Genomic DNA, 17,275 nt, shown 5'->3' with positions numbered 1-17,275 from the left:
CGGCGGCACGAACTGTTGCGAGGTGCCCCACCCGTGGTGGGGAGAATCGGGAAGCCGGTGCGAATCCGGCACGGGCCCGCCGCGCCGACCGGGGAGCTGCCCATGTTCGACGATGTGTACGAGGTCATCCACGCCCGCCGGGACGTACGGGGTGAGTTCACCGGCGCACCGATCCCGACCGAGGTCCTCGATCGGGTGCTGGCCGCCGCGCATGCCGCGCCCAGCGTCGGTCTGTCGCAGCCGTGGGACTTCATCCTGGTCCGCGATCCCGCGCTGCGGGCGGATTTCCACCGTCACGTGCAGCAGGAGCGGGACGTCTTCGCCGCCGGTCTGCACGGGGAGGAGGCACGCCGGTTCAGCCGGATCAAGATCGACGGGGTGTTGGAGTCGACGCTGTCCGTCGTGGTGACGTACGACCCCGACCGGGGGTCCCCGGCGGTGCTGGGCCGGCACGCCATCGCCGACGCCGGCCTGTACTCGGTGTGCCTGGCCATCCAGAACCTGTGGCTGGCGGCCACGGCCGAGCGACTCGGCGTGGGTTGGGTGTCGTTCTACCGGGAGCCGTTCGTGCAGGATCTGTTGCGGATCCCGGCGGGTGTCCGCCCGGTGGCCTGGCTGTGCCTGGGCCCGGTCACCCACCTGGAGCAGGTGCCCGATCTGGAACGGCACGGCTGGCGGCAGCGCCGCCCCTGGCGGGCAGCGGTACACCGGGACCGCTGGGAGCGTTCGGGCCACTGACCCCGGGTGTGCGTCAGCCGGGGGCGAGGAGGCAGAACTCGTTGCCTTCCGGGTCGGCCAGCACCGTCCACGGCAGATCGTCGCGGCCGACGTCCACCGTGGTGGCACCGAGGGTCCGCAGCCTGTCCACCTCGATCTGCGGGTCGTCACCGGGATACGGACGGACGTCGAGGTGGACCCGGTTCCACCCGGTCTTCACGTCGGGCGTACGGAGGAACTGCAGGTAAGGGCCCACCTCCGCAGCGGAGCGCAGGACCGCTGCACGGTCGGTGACCTCGTGCAGGCGCCAGTCCGTGGCGGTGCTCCAGAAGTCGGCCATGGCGCGCGGGTCCGCGCAGTCGACCACGACGGCGGCGACGGGTCCGATGTCCCGGTGCGCCGGTCGGGGGTCCAGGACGCAGAACTCGTTGCCCTCGGGATCGGCCATCACCGTCCACGCGACGTCGCCCTGCCCCACGTCGGCGAGGGTGGCGCCGAGATCCTTCAGGCGCGCGACCGTCTCGGCGTGGTGCTCCGTCGAGGTGGTGGCGAAGTCGAGGTGGACCCGGTTCTTCGCCGTCTTGGGTTCGGCAGAGACGACGAGGTCGACGAAGACGGCGACCGGGTCGGGGTAGCCGACGCCCTCGGGTTCGAGGTTGGTGACACCGGGTTCCTCGCTGGCGATGCCCCAGCCGAGCGCCGCCGCCCAGAAACCGCCCAGCGCGGAGTCGTCCCGGGCCTTCATGTTGATCTGCACGAGTCGCGTTGCCATCCGGCGATGCTAGCGGCAATGCGAGTCGATTTCGATTTACTTGATGCTGGTCGATACACCTCCGTGAAGTTTTGGGACTTATGCCCGAGTTGTCCGCATTGGAGTTCTATCGTGTCCCTGCGTGACAGCACGCCTACGGGGATGCACGAGGAGGACACATTGACTGGACCGACAGGGATGACGACGGGCGAGTCGAGCAGTCGAGGAGGTCATCGCAAGCTCAAGGCGATCCTGGCCGGCGGGCTCGCACTCGGCCTCGGCGCCACGATCACCCTCGCCGCCTGGAACGACTCCGAGTACGCCACGGGCACGTTCACCGCCGGTAGCTTCAGCATGGAGGGCAGCACGGACGGCACCACCTACGCCGAGCACCCGACAGCCGGCACGGCGGCGGCGTTGGCGTTCAGCACCGGCTTCGACAACATGAGCCCGGACGACGTGGTCGCCGCACCGTTCGCGGTGCGCCTGACCGCGGCCACGACGTACGACGCGACCGTCACGGTGGCGTCGGCCACCCCCGCGCCGCCCGCCTTCGTCGGCCTCACCTACGGCATCGCGACCGTGCCGACCTTCGGCGACTGTGCTCCGACACCCACCACTCCGACCTGGATCGTCCCCGAGGGCACCGCGCTCGACTCGGTGACCGGCGCGCTGTCGTTCAACCTGACCCAGGGCACCCCGCCCACGACACCCGGCACTCCGGTGTTCCTGTGCTTCGTCGTCACGGCGGGCTCCGGTCTGGTGCAGGGCACGTCGGTGACGGAGACCTGGCAGCTCCTCGCCGAATCCGTCTAGGTGGTGGCCGTGGTCAACCGTCGCACGCAGGCCGGGACACCACGGCTCCGCCGAACCCGTGCCGTACTCGCCGCCGCCCTGGTCATCGGCCTGGGCACGACGTCCACGCTCGCCGCGTGGACCGACGGCGAGTACGGCACCGGGTCGTTCGCGGCCAGTGTCTTCGGCACCGAGTCACAGACCGCGTCCAGCACCTGGGCCAGCCACACCCCGGCGGCGAACGCCGCGACGCTGGCGTTCAACGCGACGGCGATGTCCCCCTCGGTCTCGTTCTACGCCTACCTCGACATCCGGACGACAGCCACCACGAACGTCGGCGGCACGGTCGCGCTGACCAGTTCGTCCAACAACGCCGGTGCCCTGCTGCCGGCACTGGAGTACCGCGCGGTGCGGACCGCCACCACCAGCACCACCTGTGCCGCCGCCGCGTTCACCGGTACGCCGACGTGGATCGTCGGGCCCAGCTATCTGGGTGTCACCTCGGTTCCGGGCTCGCCGGTGTCGTCGGCCATCACGGCGCCGGCCGGCGCGACACCTTCGTTGCGGTTCTGCTTCGAGGTACGCGTCCAGTCCGGCGCCGGCAACTCCTACCAGGGCACCACCGGTGCCGTCACCTGGGAATTCACTGCCACGTCTACGTAAAGGACACCTCGGATGGTGGGACGAGCGCGTCAGCGGCGCGGACTCCTCGCGCGGGTCGGCGACCTGGTGCTGACCCTGCTCGCCGTCGGCGGGACGGTGTGCGTCGTCCTCGTCCCGCTGGCGTTCTTCTTCGACATCTCGCTCATCCTGTTCAAGACCGGGTCGATGAGCCCGAGCATTCCCGCCGGATCACTGGCGGTGGTACGCGAGATCCCCGCGTCCGAGGTCGCCGTGGGAGACGTCGTGACCGTCGACCGTACGCCGCTGGCACCGATCACCCACCGGGTGGTCGAGATCGCCGACGGCGGCGGGTCCACGCGCCTGCTCACCATGCGCGGGGACGCGAACGAGTCCAACGACGCCGCACCGTACGCGGTGGCCCACGTACGGCGGGTCGAGTGGTCGGCGCCCCGGCTCGGGTACGCGGTCCGCACCGTGTCGAACGTGTACGCGATGAGCGCGATCACGATCGGCACCGCCGCGATCGTCACCTGGGCCTTCTGGCCGCGCGGCGAGCCCCGGCCACCGGCTCGCCACCGGCGGCCGGGCCGGTCCGGGCCGGACGGGGCGCCGCCGGACCGGGAGACGGGCGCGCACGCGAGTCCGACCCTGCGATGCCTGCTGCTGGCCGTGGCGGTGCTACCCGGTGTCACCGCTGCGGTGCTGGCGGCACCCGGCCCGGCCCGCGCCGACCCCGCCGAGGACGTCATCCGGAGCCGGTTCCTGACCCTGGTCTCGATCGGCGACGAGGCGCGGATGACCACCATGGCACCGGAGGAACCGGTGCCCTGGCAGGTGGGCGTCTCGGCACACGCGCCGCAGCCCGGCACCGTGACCATCTCGCTGTCGGCCTCCGGTCCGCTCGCCGCCAGGCCGGACGGACTCCAGGTGACGGCCGCCGTCTGCCCGCAGCGGTGGGTGAGGGGCGCCTGCCCCACCGGCCAGGCGCAGCAGGTCCTGGCGGACGGTCCGGCCACCAGGTTGACCACGGCACCGATCACCATCAGCTCGATGCACGCCGACCAGCAACGGTGGGTCCTGGTCACCGCGAGTCTGCTCGCGGGTTCCACGGCCTCCGGGTCGGCGGACCTGGTCGTCACCGCGACCGGGTTCGGTGACCGGGCCTCGGCCGGCGGCACGGTCGGTCCGCTTCCGCGTACCGGGCCCGACCTGCGGACACCGTTGGCCGTCGGGGCTGGCGCGCTGCTCGCCGGCCTGCTGCTCGTGCTCGCCGTACGCCGACGCCGCATCCGGGTGGGGCAGCCGTGAGACGTGCGCGGATCCCGCTCCGAGGGGCCGGGACGCGGACCGGGCGACGATGGATCGCGGGTACGGCCGCCCTGGTGCTCGCCTTCACGGTCGGGGTGCTCGCACCGCCGCAGTCGACGCTCGCGGCGTGGACCGACACCGAGTACGGCCGCGGCACGCTGCAGGCCGGCGTCGTCAGCCCCCCGACCAACCTGCAGTGCAGCGCGGGTGTGCTCACGCCGCCGACCTTCACCTGGACACTGCCGGTCGGCGGCCTCACCCGCAGCGGCTTCACGTGGTCGCTGTCCGGCGGCTTCACCGGCGGCGGGACGCTCGGCCCCACCGCCACCAGCGTCAGTGTGCCCGGCGGGTTGCTCTCCATCGGCAGCGGCACCTTCCAACTGGTCGCGAACGGCCCCGGTGGCTGGACGTCGACCCAGGTCACCGGCACGCTCGGCATGGTGACCGCGGTGCTCTACACCTGCAGCGTGCCGTAGTACCGCGACAGCCGTGCTCCTCGCGCGGTTCAGGGCTGGGCCAGCAGCGCGAGGAACCGGCGCAGGGCCGGGTTCGTGCTGTCGCGGGGCCAGGCCAGGGCGACATCCACGGTGGGTGTCGGGGCGGTGAAGCGGCGCAGGCGTACCCCGCGCATCCGCAGCGCGCGCGCCCGACCGGCCGGGACGGCCGCGACCACGTCGCCCTGTGCCACCGCCCGCAGCAACTGCTCGTCGTCCGGCTCCTGCCGGACGAGCCGGAAGCCGCCGCGCGGCCAGACCTGCGCGATGGTCCGGTCGAACATGCCGGGGCCGTTCTCCCGGGGCCACATCACGGCCGGCAGGTCGACCACCTCGGCCCGGCTGATCCGGCGGCGACCGGCGGCCAGTGGGTGATCTGCGGGCAGGGCCAGCAGCAGTTCCTCGGTGTCGACCGTCCGGCAGGCCAGCGCCGGTTCGTCGAGCGGCGGGCGGACGAACGCCGCGTCGAGCCGTCCGGCCAGCAGCCCGGCCACGTTCGGTGCCGTCCAGGCCGTCTCCGGGACCACCTCGACCTCCGGGTGGGCGGCCCGGAACCGGGCCACCAGGTCGTCGACCCGACCGCCGCGCGCCGACCGGGTGTACGCCAGCCGCAGCCGGCCACCCCGCCCGCGCACCAGACCACGGATGCGGGCGGTCGCCGCGTCCACCTCGGCGAGCAGCCGAGCCGCTTCGTCGGCGACCCGCGCGCCCACCTCGGTCAGCGTGCAGCCCCGGCTGGTGCGGTGCAGGAGCGGCACGCCGAGCTGACGTTCCAGTGCCCGGATCTGCTGGCTGAGCGCGGGCTGGGCGACGCGCAGCCGCGCGGCGGCCCGGGTGAAGTGCAGTTCCTCGGCGAGCACCGCGAAGTACCGCAGTCGGCGCAGGTCGGACCAGGCTTCCAGGGTCGGCGCGTCGGACATGGAGCCACCATAAGCGCCGCTTATCGCCGACCGGCCCACTTCGTCTTGGACGTCGCCGCCACGTCGCCGCCACGATTCGAGACAGGCGGTCCGACAGACGGGAGCGAGCGATGACGGCAGCGACGGACGTGGTGGTGGTCGGCGGCGGGATCGTCGGGATGACGGCAGCCGTCACCCTCGCGCGGCGAGGGGCACGGGTGACCGTGCTGTCGGCCGACGATCCGGCGGACACGGTGTCCACGGTGGCCGCCGCGGTCTGGTATCCGAGCCACACCGACGAGGATCCCCGGGTGTCGGACTGGGCACGCCGGACCCGGATCGAGTTGAGCCGCCAGGCGGCCGACGGCGTGCCGGGGGTGGTCGACCGGCCGACCCGGATGCTGCTGCGCGGCCCGTACACCGGGCCGCCGTGGTGGTCGGCGGCGTGCGCGGACCTGGTGGCGGAGCCGGCGACGCCGCCGTACACGGCAGTGCTGCGGTTCACCGCGCCGACGGTGGAGATGACGCCGTACCTGGCCTGGCTCCGGCAGCGGCTGGCGGCCGACGGTGGGCGGCTGGTACGCCACCGGGTGGACCGGCTCACCGACGCGTTCGACCTCGCGCCCACGGTCGTGAACGCGACCGGCCTGGCCGCCGGTCGACTCGCCGTCGACCCGGCCGTCCATCCGGTGCGCGGGCATCTGGTGCTGGTGGCGAACCCGGGCCTGACCGTCTCGGTACGCGACGAGGACGACCCGGCCGGGATCACCTACGTACACCCGCGCCGACACGACGTGGTCCTCGGTGGCACGTACCAGCCGGGAGTGGGGCACACCGCGCCCGACCCGGACACCGCGGCGGCGATCCGACGGCGCTGCGTCGCACTCGTGCCGGAACTGGCCGACGCCCCGGTGCTCGGCGAACGGATCGGGCTGCGTCCGGCCCGCCACGGCGGCCCCCGGGTCGAGGTGGACCCGTCGATCAGTCCGGGACGCCGGCTCGTGCACGCCTACGGCCACGGCGGAGCGGGGGTCACCCTGTCCTGGGGGTGCGCCGCCGAGGTGGCCGACCTCGTGATGGGCACCTGAGCGGGGACACGGCTGTGGGGCCACCGGGCGGAGCGGGTGCGGGAAGGCCTTGACGCACCGCCGACCATCGAGCAGGGTCGATTCCATTGATGCTGTGACACGGGGAGGAACAATGAGGGGTCTCGTCACCACCGTCTCGGCTACGGCCCTGCTGTTCCTGGCCACGGGCAGCGCGCCCGCCGGTCCGGTGCCGACCGCCGCGACCTGCGCCGGGCAGATCCACGCCAACCCGGGGTTCGAACGCGGCACCACCGGCTGGACGGCCGGACCCCGCATCGTCGTACTCGGGGACGCGGCGCGGCCCGCACACTCCGGCCGCGCCTACGCCACCTTCGCCGGGCTGGACGTGACCCGGTCGGATCTGCTGCGTACCACCGTCACCGTGCCCGCCGACTGTGACCTGACGGTCCGGTTCTGGGCCCGGACCACGACCACGGAGACCAGCCGGAGCGACTACCTGAACGTCGGGCTGGCGGTCACCGGGACACCGCCGAAGACGAGGTTCTCGCTGGCTTTCGACGGTGGGGCGCAGTGGCGCGAGTACGCCATGGCGACCGGGACGGCGACGACCGAACGCACCGCGACGGTCAGCTTCGTCGCCAGCGAGACGGCCGGCAACGGCGTCACGACCTTCGACGTCGACGACGTGACCTTCACGTTGAGCTGACGCCGGGCGGGTGGTGTCCGCCTAGAGTCCGACGTCGCGGGCGAGGAGGGCCGCCTGGACCCGATCGGAGACACCGAGCTTGGCGAAGACCGCGGAGAGCTGGTTGCGGACCGTCTTCTCGCTCAACCCGACCCGGCGGGCGATACGGGCGTTGGTCTCGCCGGCCGCCAGGTAGCGCAGGATGTCCCGTTCGCGCGGAGTGAGCTGGTCGAACGGTGCGGGCAGCTCCACCGGCCGGCGTTGCAGGCCGGCCAGCACCCGAGGGCCGACCCGGGGGCCGAGCACGAGTCCACCACCGGCCACGGTCCGCAGCGCGTCGATGATCACGTCGGGGTCGGTGTCCTTGAGCAGGTATCCCCGGGCGCCCGCGTGCAGCGACCGGCTCACCACCTCGTCGTCGTCGGCCATGGTGAGCATGAGCACGGCCGTCGCCGGCCGGTCCCGCACGATCCGGCGGGTGGCCTCGACACCGTCGCCGTCGGGCAGACCCACGTCCATGGCGACCACGTCGACCGGCTCGGTCATCACCAGACGGATCGCCTCCGCGCAGGTGGCGGCCTCCAGCACGGCGGTGACCCAGTTCTCCCCCTCCAACATGATCCGTAGTCCACGGCGGACCACCGGATGGTCGTCCACGATCAGCACCCGTCCCTGTCCGGACATCTCCTCGCCCCACTTCCGGCCCGACCGCCTCGACCGGCCCGCCTCATGTTGTCAGCCGGGTCCATCCACCGGAACGGGGGTCGATGCGACCGGCTGGACCGGCAGTCGTACCCGTACCAGGGTGCCCTGCGGTTCGCGGTCGACCAGGTCGCACTCGCCGCCCAGTTCGGCGGCGCGCTCGCGCATCGAGTCCAGGCCGACGCCGCCCGGGCGGCGGGCGCGGATGCCGACGCCGTCGTCGCTGACCTCGACGACCAGGGCCTGGCCCCGGCGGACCACCACGTCGCAGGTGGTGGCCTGGGCGTGCCGGGCCACGTTGGCCAGGGCCTCGCCGACGATCCGGTACGCCGCCACCTCGACGGCGGCGGGCAGCCGCTCCAGTCCGTCCTCCACCCGCAGTCGCACGGACAGGCCGGGGCCGTCGAAGCGCTGGCACTCCGCCCGCAGGGCCGACTCCAGTCCACGATCCAGGGCGGGTGGACGCAGTTGGTCGACCAGTTGCCGTACCTCGGCGGTGCAGGTCCGGAGGTCCTCGGCGAGCCCGTCGAGGATGCCGACCAGTCGCTCCCGGTCGGTGGCGAGCTTGCGGGCGGCCCGTACCTGCATGGACATGCCGGCGAAGGTGGGACCGAGCCCGTCGTGCAGGTCACGGCGCAGCCGACGGCGCTCCTCCTCCCGAGCGGTGACCAGTCGCTCGCGGGAGGCCCGCAGGTCACGGATCAACCGCGCGGTCGCCGCCGCCACCGAGGCGTGCAGGGCGACGTCGCTGAGCAGGCGTCGCTCGACGGGCGTGAAGCGGGTGCCGGGCGTACGGTGGGCCACCACCAGCCAGCCGACGCGCTCGCCGTGGGTGACCATGTCGAACCGCTCCACCGATCCGGAGGGCCGGCCGTGTTCGGCGTGCATCTTCGGGGGCCGCTCCGGGTCGTGGTCGCCGTCGGCGGCCAGTTCGACGGCGACGTAGGGCACCTGTAGGGAGCCGGCGACGGTCCGGGTGAGCAGCGGCAGCACGGCCTGCGGCTCGACGGTGCGTTCCAGCAGGTCCCCGAGGCGGGCCAGGACCGCGTACGGTTCGTCGCGCTCGCCGTAGAGCAGCCGGTTGACGCCGCGCTGCACCCGGTGCCGCAACGGTTCGAAGGTCACCGCGATCAGCCCGGTGGTCACCAGCGAGGCGTTCGAGGTGTCGCCGCGCAGCACCAGGTCACGCAGCAGACTCACGGTGGCGACGAAGGCCACGATCAGCAGCAGGCTCATCACCAGCCACACCAGCGTACGGTTGATCACCTGTTCCAGGCCGTAGAGCCGGTAGCGCAACACGGCGAGGGTCATCGCCCCGGGAATGGCGATCACCATGAGCACCCAGGCCCCGGAGAGGTTGAGCGCGTCGAGCACCAGTCCGAGCAGGAACAACACTGCGGCGGCGAGCAGGCAGGCCAACTGTTGGCGGGTCTCGCCGGTGGCACGCCGCCAGCGACCGACCAGCGAGACCAACACCGCCAGCAGCGCCAGCACCTCGACGCCGATCGCCAGCAGGGCGATCTGCACCAGGGTGCGGGCCTGCGCGGTGGCGGCCGGCTCCGCTGACAGCAACAGCCGACGGGGGTCGCTGAGCGCGGCCACCGCCAGCGCCAGGGTGGCCACGGCGGTGCTGACGACGACCAGGTACGCGACCGGACGCCAGCGCCGTCCGGGCAGCCGGCCATCGGGGAAGACCAGCAGGGCGAGGATGACCAGGCCGTACGGCGGCCACCAGAGCCACTGCCCCACCCAGGCGACCGGGGTGATCCCGGTCCAGCTCAACGACAGGGCGGCCACGGCGGACGTCAGCCCGGCCGCGGTCATCAGCCGGCCGACCGGGTGGCCCGGCACACCGGCGAGCACCAGCGCGCCGAGCGCGGTGAACGCGGCGGCCATGCTGGCGGTCACCGCGACCGGTCCCTGCGCGGCGGCGTCCCGGCTCCACAGGTGGCCGATCACCACGAGCAGCGCGGCGACCGTCCCCGCCACCGCCAGGGCCCGACGGCGGACGGTCACTGGTGGCGGGGTCGGCGACAAGGGAGCCTCCGGGACGGTCGGAAAGGTGTCGGGTCAGCGAGCCCAGCCCGCCGCGTGCATGGCATTGTGCAGCAGGTTGCCCCGATGGCCGTGTGAGTGCCACGGCAACGCGTCGACGACGTCGGTGAAGTTCGGAGCGTCGCAGTCGGGCAGCTCGGAGAGCACCTCCTCGACGTCGATCCGGTGGTCGCCGAGCACCTGCGGGCGTTCCCGGACGAACCGCTCGACGTGTGCCAGGACCGCCTTGAACCGTTCGCGCAGGACCTCCGGCGCGGCCGGGCGGGGCGACGGGTGCAGTTCCATCAACTGCCAGTCCTGCGAGAAGACCGGGATCAACTGCCGGCCGGTGGGGTCGAAGAACTCCACCGGGCCGTCGAGCTTGTCGTAGTGCCTCTGCTCGTCGAGCAGTTCGGCGAGGTTGCGGTAGACGTGGCAGAAGGTGTCGTCGCCGGCCACCAACACGATGCGCGGGTCGGTGCCGGCGGCGGCGACGTCGGGCGTACGAGTGGGCAGGGTCATGGTGGGTCTCCTCAGGATCACGCGAAGCGTAGACACGCGCGTGGTCCACAGTGGCACCGTCGCGGGTGTCGCGTTCGTCGACGAAGGTCCGACCTACCCATCGTCACCCGGCGGGTGTCCCGCCGACCCGGGGCGGATGTCCCGGGTCGGCGGGATCGTGGCCCGCCCGGTCAGCCCAACCGGATCGCCCGGCTGGCCGCACGGGTCATGTCGACCGTCGCGGTCACGTCCGGCAGCCCTTCGACGTGCGCTCCGGCGTGCACCCGTCCCGACCAGTGGCCGTACCGGGCGGCGAGCTGGTTGGCACGCAGCTCGGCGGCGCCGAACAGGCACGCGCTGAGCGGGTCACGGGGTGCGCCGCTCGTGGCCTGCGGGCAGCCGGCACCGTACTGGCCCTGGTTGGCCAGGGGGTTGAACCCGGACTGGTCGCCGCCGCACGGGTCCCAGCCGTCGTGCTGCGTGCAGCCGGCGTAGTTCGCCAGCGCCTGCGCCATGGCGTTGTGCAGGTGCCGGTTGGCGGACTGGTCGGCGTCGCTGCGGGGCCGGGCCCAGTCGGCCGGCAGGCCGTGGCTGCCGAAGAGCAGCCCGCGCAGGCCGTCGTCGGACTCCAGGGCAGTGCCCCAACCCAGCTCGGTGTACGCCTGCAGCAGCCGCAGCGCGTCGGAGACCTTCTTGCCCTGCTGCCACATCGCCTTCGCCGAGTCCCAGGTGCCGGGGTCCGGCGCGGCGGTGCCGGAGCCGGCCAGCATCACCCGGTAGAAGTACTTCTGCCGGCCGGCGAGCATGCTGGCCGCCTTGGCCCGGGCGGTCGCCGTCTGGGCGTCGACCGTCGGGATCGCGGCGGACTCGAATGCCGTCCGATAGGTGGTGTTCCACCGCTCGTCGAGGAACTTGCGCTCGTCGTAGCAGTAGCCGTCGGGAATCTCCGAGCGGACGCTCCAGGAGCAGAAGACGCCGATCGGGAAGACCCGGGTGGCACTGCGGACCTGCTGCCAGTCGCCGCCGGCCCACTTCACCCGGGACCGTACGGTGATCTGCAGGTCGCCGCTGGTGGTGTGGAAGCGGGGCCCCGGGTTCTCCACCACGTTGACGAACTGCGCCTCGTAGCAGCTCGTGAAGGAGGGCCGGTGGGCGGGCGGCAGGCCGTGGGCGGCCAACTGGAACGGGTTCGGCAGGGTGTTGTGCCGCAGCGTGGCCGGCACCGCACGGTTGCCGAGAGTCCCGGTGCAGGGGCTGATCGAGCCGGTCTCGCTGATCCGGTTGCCGGCGGCGATCTGCTGGTCCGGGCTGCCCCACATGTCGTACTCGGGGATCGCGTCGCTGCCGTTCCAGAGGACCGCGCGGCGGACGTTGTCGACCTGGTCCCGCCAGCCGTTCATGGCGGTGCGGTAGTCGTCGACCAGCGCGGTGAACAGGGCGTTGGTGGCGCCGCCGGAGCCCGGCTTGCTGAACTGCCGGACCCGCTGGTTGATCTCGTCACCGGCCAGGGCCACCGCCTCGGCCCGCCCGGTGTCGATCCGCCTGGCGTACTGCGGGTTCTGCAGTTGCAGGATGTTGTAGGTGCGGGCGGCGGTCTTCCAGGCGGCGGCGTTGGCCACCGGTCCGGTGGTCCAGGCGCCGCCGACCCGCTGACCGGCCCACTGGGTCAGGTAGTTGATCGAGCCCTCGGGCAGGAAGAGGTCGAGTTGCGAGACCGGGTCGGCGGTGCTCGTCCCGGCCGGGACGGTGAAGGTGCCCTCGGCGGCGGCGCGCAGCGTGGCGAACTCGAACGTCGGCGACTCGGCCTTCGGGAAGTAGGTGTTGATGTAGTCCGGGATCGGTTCCCCGGTGATCTCCTTGTGGTGCACGTAGGTGGTGATGACCGTGTTCAGCGGGTCGCGGGCGATGTTCTGCAACGCCACGTGGGTGGCGAGCGCCATCGCGTCGACCTTGCGTTCGATGGTCTGCAACTGGGTGGCGATCCGGCCGAGGTTGGCGTGCACCTGGTCCAGCGACCGGGTCAGCGCGTCGAGCTGGGCGACCAGGTTGCCGTACATCTCGGTGAGCGCCGCCTCGATCCGGTCGAAGCGCCGGTCCATGCCCTGGGCCAGGCGGTTGATCTGGTCCCGGAGCTTGCCGATCTCGGCCTGCACGGCGGCGTTCGGATCTCCGCCACCGGCGAACAGACCGATCAGGCTCACCGCCGCGCCGAGCAGGTTACCGGTGAGCACCGCGGTGCCCATGGCGACGGCGGCGGTGCTCAGCCCCTGGCCGAGCACGGTGGTCATGTAGGTGTTGATGGCGGTGACGGAGGTGACGATCGCCTTGCCGATCGTCTCCAGTTGCTTGCCGAACTTCTTGTCGTGGAACCCCATCACGGTGGAGAGCACGCTCACCGTGGAGCCGAGCCCCTCGAAGATGGTCTTGTTCTCGGCGGTCTTGCGCTTCTCCTCGTCGATGACCGCCGAGGTCGGCTTCGGGTCGCCGTTGAGCGGGTACGTCGCCGCCCTGGCCACCACCTCGTCGGCCCGGGCCCGTCCGCCCGCGTCCAGCACGGCCAGCGCCGCGTACGCCCGATCCTGCACCAGCGCACGGAAGGCGGCCGGGTCGTCGCGCTCGTCCCGGATGGCGGTCAGCGGCACGTAGTGGCCGAGGGTGCCGGCGTTGCCGTCCGGACGCGGTTCGTGGATGCGGGTGGCCAGCAGCGTGTCCACCGGGGTGCGGACCGCCGTCTTGGTGCGCCCGGTGAACGCGGCGTCCCACCCGACGGTCAGCGGGTCGTCCACCTTGGCCCGCCGGTGCAGCTCCATCCAGGTGTCGCGGACGACGTCGCGGGACTTCGCGTTCCACGCGGCGTCCTGGTAGCCGCCCCGGACCAGGTTCAGCATGTCCGGTACGACGTTGGCGCCCTCGGCACCGACGGTGCTGTCCAGGAAGGTCCGCACCGTCGGGCCGGTGAGCACCGCGCCGCTGCTCGGGGTCTCCCCCAGCCGCGCGAGCAGGGCCATCGCCAGGGCGAAGCGGGACCGCTCCTCCCCGCTGCCGTCGGGCGCCACCATGGCGACGGCCGCGCGGGTGCCGGTAGCGTGTGCCGTGACCTGGGCGGCGTCGGCGTTCGGGTTCGCCGTGCGCCAGTCCAGCAGTTCAGCGGTGAGCAGGGCGTCGGTGAGCCCGGCGGCACCGTTGTCGTGGAGCTGCACCACGGCAGCGAAGAGCGCACCGTGCACGGTGTGCTCGTCGAACGGCACCTGCTCGACCGCCCGCGCCGGAGTCTGGTGCATGGTCACGGTGAGCATCGCCGCGATCCCGACGGCACACCACCGTCCGAGTTTGCCCCGGCGGCCCGGGGGCCTGCCGTATCGGCCGGGCGGTCTGCCCGACCCCTTCGCCGCTGTCGTCACCACGTGTTCCTCCCAAGACCGGGACCGGACGGGCCGGGCCGCATCGAACCTGACCGTTCCGAGGCTGGTGGTCGGGATGTCCCGGAGGGCAGGGACGACCGCCCGTCGTCCAGGGACATCCGTACCGGCCGGGATGCGTGACACGACGTGTGTGACGGCGCCTGCGTGGCAGACCTCCGGGCGACGGAGGCCCGTTAGGCCGCTGGTCGAATGCGACTCACTCCGCAGTGGGAGTCGAATCTCGCGCCTGAGCACGATGCGTTCCGATGGGAACAACTTGATCATATCTCTATGTCTCGTACTCTTCGGACACTGAAGGTGGTGGCCACCAGCCTGACGCTGGTCGCCACGATCGCTGTCGTACCCGCCTCCGCCGTGGCGCAGCCCGGCGCGTCCGCCGGGAAGGTGGACCGCGCCGAGTTGCGAGCCGCGCTCGCGGCGGTACCCGAAGCCGGTGTCCCCGGCGCGCTGGCCGCCGTGCGCGACGGTCGGCACGACTGGCAGGCCGCCGTCGGCCAGGCGTTCCTGACCAAGCCGCGACCGATGCAGCCGCAGATGCGTCACCGGATCGGCAGCATCACCAAGACGTTCGTCGCCACCACCGTGCTCCAGCTCGTCGACGAGGGCCGACTGGGTCTGGACGACCCGATCGGACAGCGGCTGCCCGAGGTGGTGCCGGGTGAACTCGGCGCCCAGGTCACCGTCCGGATGCTGCTGAACCACACCAGCGGCATCGGCAACTACACCAACGCGATGATCGACTCGTACGCGGCGATCGACCGGATGCAGGTCACCACGTACGCTCCGGCCGAACTGGTCGCGATGGGCCTGGCCATGCCGCCGACCAACGCCCCGGGCGGGCGGTTCAGCTACTCCAACACCAACTACGTCCTGGCCGGGATGCTGATCGAGGCGGTCACCGGCAACAGTACGGCGACCGAGGTGCAGCGGCGGATCCTCCGACCGCTGAAGCTGACCGGCACGTCCTTCCCGGGCACCGATCCGACGATCCGCGGTCCGCACGGTGGCGCCTACTTCGCCCCCTTCGGCGCTCGCGACGTGAGCGAGTTCAACATGAGCTGGGCCGGCGCGGCAGGTGAGATGATCTCGACCACGGCGGACCTGAACACGTTCTTCCGGGCGCTGCTCCGTGGTGACCTGCTCCGTCCGGCCACCCTCGACCAGATGCTCAGCCGGGTGCCGATGGTCCCGGAGGTTCCGGAGGCCGGTGGCTACGGTCTGGGCATCTACGCGCTGCCCACCCCGTGCGGCGAGTTCTGGGGCCACGACGGCGCGGTCATCGGTCACCTGACGTACTCGCTGCACAGCCGGGACGGCGTGCGCCAGGCATCATCCGGGATCAACCTCAGCCACTACCAGATCGGGCTGCCCGGCGCGCATCCGGTCGACATCGCCTGGCAGACGTTCGTGATCACCGCGATCTGCCCGGCCGGCGGCGTGAGCAGCCGTTCGGCGGGGACGGCGCCGCAGTTGCCCAGCGTGAGCCGGATGCCGGGCAACGACGCGGCGGTGGCGGTCCCCTGACCCGTCCGGCCGGAGGCGAACCGCGCGAGTTCCGGCGATATCCCGCAGACCGGTTTGGATCGTCGGTGCTCGGGAAGATCTTCAGTATGTCTATCTGGAGCAGGTTCACCCAGCGGCGTAGGCGGAAGATCGAGGAGCAGCGCAACGAGGCCGTGGCCAGGGCGATGGCTCGTGGCGCCAGCCCGGAGGAGGCAGCGGCCGCCGGTGACCGCGCGGCGCGCGGTGACACCGCCACCACGGTGTTCCGCATCTCGAACATCTGATCCATCCGTGCGGCCGGGACGGCACCGTCCCGGCCGCACGCTCCCGCGTCGGTCGGATCAGGCGGACGGTTCGCGTCCGGGCAGCGTGCGCGACGTGCCGTAGGTGGTGCCGGCACGGTCGCGTTCCAACCAGCCGGCGTCGACCAGCATCCGACGGGCGCCGGCCACGTCGTCGGTGACCGCGGAGAGCCGCCGGTTGATCTCGTCCTCGTCGCACGGGCCGTCGAGGTCGAGGAATCGGACGAGCATCTCGGCCAGCAACTCCCACCGTCGCGACATCGTCGGCGGAACGCTGGTCAGCCGGCCGTGCGCGAAGAAGCTCCGCAGCTCCGGATAGATCACGAGCAGGTGGCTGATGGGCTGCTGACGGTCCAGGTCGGCGGCGCTCTCCCGCAGGGCGTCGAGTCGAGCCCGGTAGACGCCGGTGCCGGTGACCACACCGATCGCGTGCAGCCGGGCGAGGGCCGCTCCGGCCTTCGGAGCGGGGATGTCCAGAGCCTCGGCCAGTTGGTGGACGGTGAGCCCGTCCTCACCGCGGCGGGTGAGTTCGGCCAGCGCCCGGAGGCGCTCGGGAGCGGCGAGCGCGGCGAGGATCTCCGCGGCGTGCGCGGCTTCGGCGGACATCCGATCATTCTGCCAGCGCCCTCAGGCCGACCACGGTGGCGCGCAACGAGGAGGCGACCCTGGCATCGGTCGCGTACTCAACGGACGCCGCTCTCCACGGCCGCGACCGGAGGCAGTTCGGGCCTCGTCAGGTGCCGGGAGACCCGCAGATCGGCGCGACGGACCTCGAGTACCTGCCGTTGGTCAAGGTGGTTCCAGGGCGGGGTGGGCTGGTCCCAGCCGGTCGAGGCGATCACCACCCGATCGGGTTCGACGAGGTAGTTGAGGGGGAAGAAGCCGGGGCCACGACGTCGGCTGACGGCGGATTCCGGGTCGTGGTCGGCGTAGGCGAACAGCGACTGTTCGGTCAGCAGCAGGCAGTTGAGGCCGCTGTACCGGGTGGCGCGACGGCGTACCTCCGCTGCCGCCGAGCTGAGTGCGGTCACCGGGTCGGTGCGGTGCAGGAACTGCCGGACCAGGAGGAAGAAGCGTTCGCTGTCGGTGGTGCCGATCGCCGCTTCGCGCATCGCCGGTTCGAGCAGATCGTCGACGGCGTCGGCCGGGGAGAAGTCACCGTTGTGGGCGAAGGCGACCGTCGCCGACCGGAACGGGTGGGTGTTGGCCAGGACGAGCGGAGAACCGGGATTGGCCAGCCTGATGTGCAGCAGGGCCGCGTCGGTGGTGATCCGACTCAGGGCGGAGGTGAATCCCTCGCTGGTCCGGGCCGACGTCGGCTCCTTGTCGACGCGGAGTTCACCGTCGTGCCAGTGGGCCACGCCCCAGCCGTCGCCGTGTTCGGCCGACAGCTCGGTGAAGCCGGGCAGTTCGGTGGCGAGCAGATCGGTCAGGCGACCGGCGGACGCGCCGACCACACCCAACAGACGACACATGGAGCTACTCCCGG

At 72.1% G+C, this 17,275-nt stretch carries 17 protein-coding genes and 1 riboswitch; of the genes, 9 read left to right on the top strand and 8 right to left on the bottom strand.

The genetic code is table 11. From position 1 onward, the window contains the following. Positions 1-9: 9 nt before the first annotated feature. Positions 10-112: riboswitch (cobalamin riboswitch) on the top strand. Beyond that, positions 103-738, top strand: coding sequence for a 5,6-dimethylbenzimidazole synthase (gene bluB, locus ACIBMZ_RS16765; RefSeq protein WP_396694607.1), 636 nt, complete (start codon positions 103-105; stop codon positions 736-738). Its footprint overlaps the riboswitch before it by 10 nt. Before the next feature lie 13 nt (positions 739-751). Here the strand turns inward: bluB and ACIBMZ_RS16760 are convergent, their stop codons facing one another. After that, the gene (locus tag ACIBMZ_RS16760) at positions 752-1,489 is read right to left on the bottom strand and encodes a VOC family protein (protein WP_396694605.1); all 738 of its coding nucleotides are present in this window, start codon (positions 1,487-1,489) and stop codon (positions 752-754) included. A 159-nt stretch (positions 1,490-1,648) separates the two neighbouring features. Here ACIBMZ_RS16760 and ACIBMZ_RS16755 point away from each other — a divergent pair, with 159 nt between their 5' ends. The 4 genes from ACIBMZ_RS16755 to ACIBMZ_RS16740 are packed head-to-tail and all read left to right on the top strand — an operon-like array spanning position 1,649 to position 4,671. Continuing rightward, positions 1,649-2,284, top strand: coding sequence for a SipW-dependent-type signal peptide-containing protein (locus tag ACIBMZ_RS16755; RefSeq protein ID WP_396694603.1), 636 nt, complete (start codon positions 1,649-1,651; stop codon positions 2,282-2,284). 9 nt (positions 2,285-2,293) lie between these two features. Further along, a complete protein-coding gene (locus ACIBMZ_RS16750; protein ID WP_396694601.1) occupies positions 2,294-2,926 on the top strand; it encodes a hypothetical protein in 633 nt (210 codons plus the stop codon). Between the two features lie 12 nt (positions 2,927-2,938). Then, positions 2,939-4,195 (top strand): signal peptidase I, encoded by a 1,257-nt coding sequence (locus ACIBMZ_RS16745; protein WP_396694599.1) that lies wholly within the window; start codon positions 2,939-2,941, stop codon positions 4,193-4,195. Next, a complete protein-coding gene (locus ACIBMZ_RS16740; protein ID WP_396694597.1) occupies positions 4,192-4,671 on the top strand; it encodes a hypothetical protein in 480 nt (159 codons plus the stop codon). Before ACIBMZ_RS16745 ends, ACIBMZ_RS16740 begins: the two co-directional genes overlap by 4 nt. Positions 4,672-4,700: 29 nt before the next feature. Here the strand turns inward: ACIBMZ_RS16740 and ACIBMZ_RS16735 are convergent, their stop codons facing one another. After that, on the bottom strand, positions 4,701-5,609 hold the full coding sequence (locus ACIBMZ_RS16735; protein ID WP_396694595.1) for a LysR family transcriptional regulator: 909 nt from the start codon (positions 5,607-5,609) through the stop codon (positions 4,701-4,703). Between the two features lie 110 nt (positions 5,610-5,719). Here ACIBMZ_RS16735 and ACIBMZ_RS16730 point away from each other — a divergent pair, with 110 nt between their 5' ends. Then, the gene (locus tag ACIBMZ_RS16730) at positions 5,720-6,676 is read left to right on the top strand and encodes an FAD-dependent oxidoreductase (RefSeq protein ID WP_396694593.1); all 957 of its coding nucleotides are present in this window, start codon (positions 5,720-5,722) and stop codon (positions 6,674-6,676) included. A 112-nt stretch (positions 6,677-6,788) separates the two neighbouring features. Continuing rightward, on the top strand, positions 6,789-7,343 hold the full coding sequence (locus ACIBMZ_RS16725) for a hypothetical protein (RefSeq protein WP_396694591.1): 555 nt from the start codon (positions 6,789-6,791) through the stop codon (positions 7,341-7,343). A gap of 21 nt (positions 7,344-7,364) precedes the next feature. Here ACIBMZ_RS16725 and ACIBMZ_RS16720 read toward each other — a convergent pair whose 3' ends face one another. The 4 genes from ACIBMZ_RS16720 to ACIBMZ_RS16705 all read right to left on the bottom strand — a co-directional run bounded on the left by ACIBMZ_RS16720 (position 7,365) and on the right by ACIBMZ_RS16705 (position 13,855). After that, positions 7,365-8,006, bottom strand: coding sequence for a response regulator (locus ACIBMZ_RS16720; RefSeq protein WP_396694589.1), 642 nt, complete (start codon positions 8,004-8,006; stop codon positions 7,365-7,367). A 51-nt stretch (positions 8,007-8,057) separates the two neighbouring features. Beyond that, positions 8,058-10,040, bottom strand: coding sequence for a histidine kinase (locus tag ACIBMZ_RS16715; protein ID WP_396694587.1), 1,983 nt, complete (start codon positions 10,038-10,040; stop codon positions 8,058-8,060). Positions 10,041-10,094: 54 nt separating this feature from the next. Beyond that, complete coding sequence (locus ACIBMZ_RS16710; protein WP_396694585.1) at positions 10,095-10,580, bottom strand: hypothetical protein; 486 nt, start codon at positions 10,578-10,580, stop codon at positions 10,095-10,097. A gap of 170 nt (positions 10,581-10,750) precedes the next feature. Continuing rightward, positions 10,751-13,855 (bottom strand): hypothetical protein, encoded by a 3,105-nt coding sequence (locus ACIBMZ_RS16705; protein ID WP_396694583.1) that lies wholly within the window; start codon positions 13,853-13,855, stop codon positions 10,751-10,753. Positions 13,856-14,380: 525 nt separating this feature from the next. On the opposite strand from ACIBMZ_RS16705, the gene ACIBMZ_RS16700 reads away from it, so the two are divergent. Both ACIBMZ_RS16700 and ACIBMZ_RS16695 read left to right on the top strand, forming a co-directional pair. After that, positions 14,381-15,505, top strand: coding sequence for a serine hydrolase domain-containing protein (locus tag ACIBMZ_RS16700; protein WP_396694803.1), 1,125 nt, complete (start codon positions 14,381-14,383; stop codon positions 15,503-15,505). Positions 15,506-15,591: 86 nt separating this feature from the next. Beyond that, a complete protein-coding gene (locus ACIBMZ_RS16695; RefSeq protein WP_396694581.1) occupies positions 15,592-15,768 on the top strand; it encodes a hypothetical protein in 177 nt (58 codons plus the stop codon). A gap of 57 nt (positions 15,769-15,825) precedes the next feature. On the opposite strand, the gene ACIBMZ_RS16690 is transcribed toward ACIBMZ_RS16695, so the two are convergent. Both ACIBMZ_RS16690 and ACIBMZ_RS16685 read right to left on the bottom strand, forming a co-directional pair. Further along, positions 15,826-16,392, bottom strand: coding sequence for a DUF2087 domain-containing protein (locus ACIBMZ_RS16690; protein WP_396694580.1), 567 nt, complete (start codon positions 16,390-16,392; stop codon positions 15,826-15,828). 77 nt (positions 16,393-16,469) lie between these two features. Continuing rightward, complete coding sequence (locus ACIBMZ_RS16685) at positions 16,470-17,261, bottom strand: class II glutamine amidotransferase (RefSeq protein WP_396694578.1); 792 nt, start codon at positions 17,259-17,261, stop codon at positions 16,470-16,472. Positions 17,262-17,275 lie beyond the last annotated feature (14 nt).

It is taken from the genome of Micromonospora sp. NPDC049900, assembly GCF_044461025.1.
Taxonomy (GTDB): Bacteria; Actinomycetota; Actinomycetes; order Mycobacteriales; family Micromonosporaceae; genus Micromonospora.
Note: the sequence above shows the minus strand (reverse complement) of the source record. Positions and strands in the feature narration are given on the sequence as shown.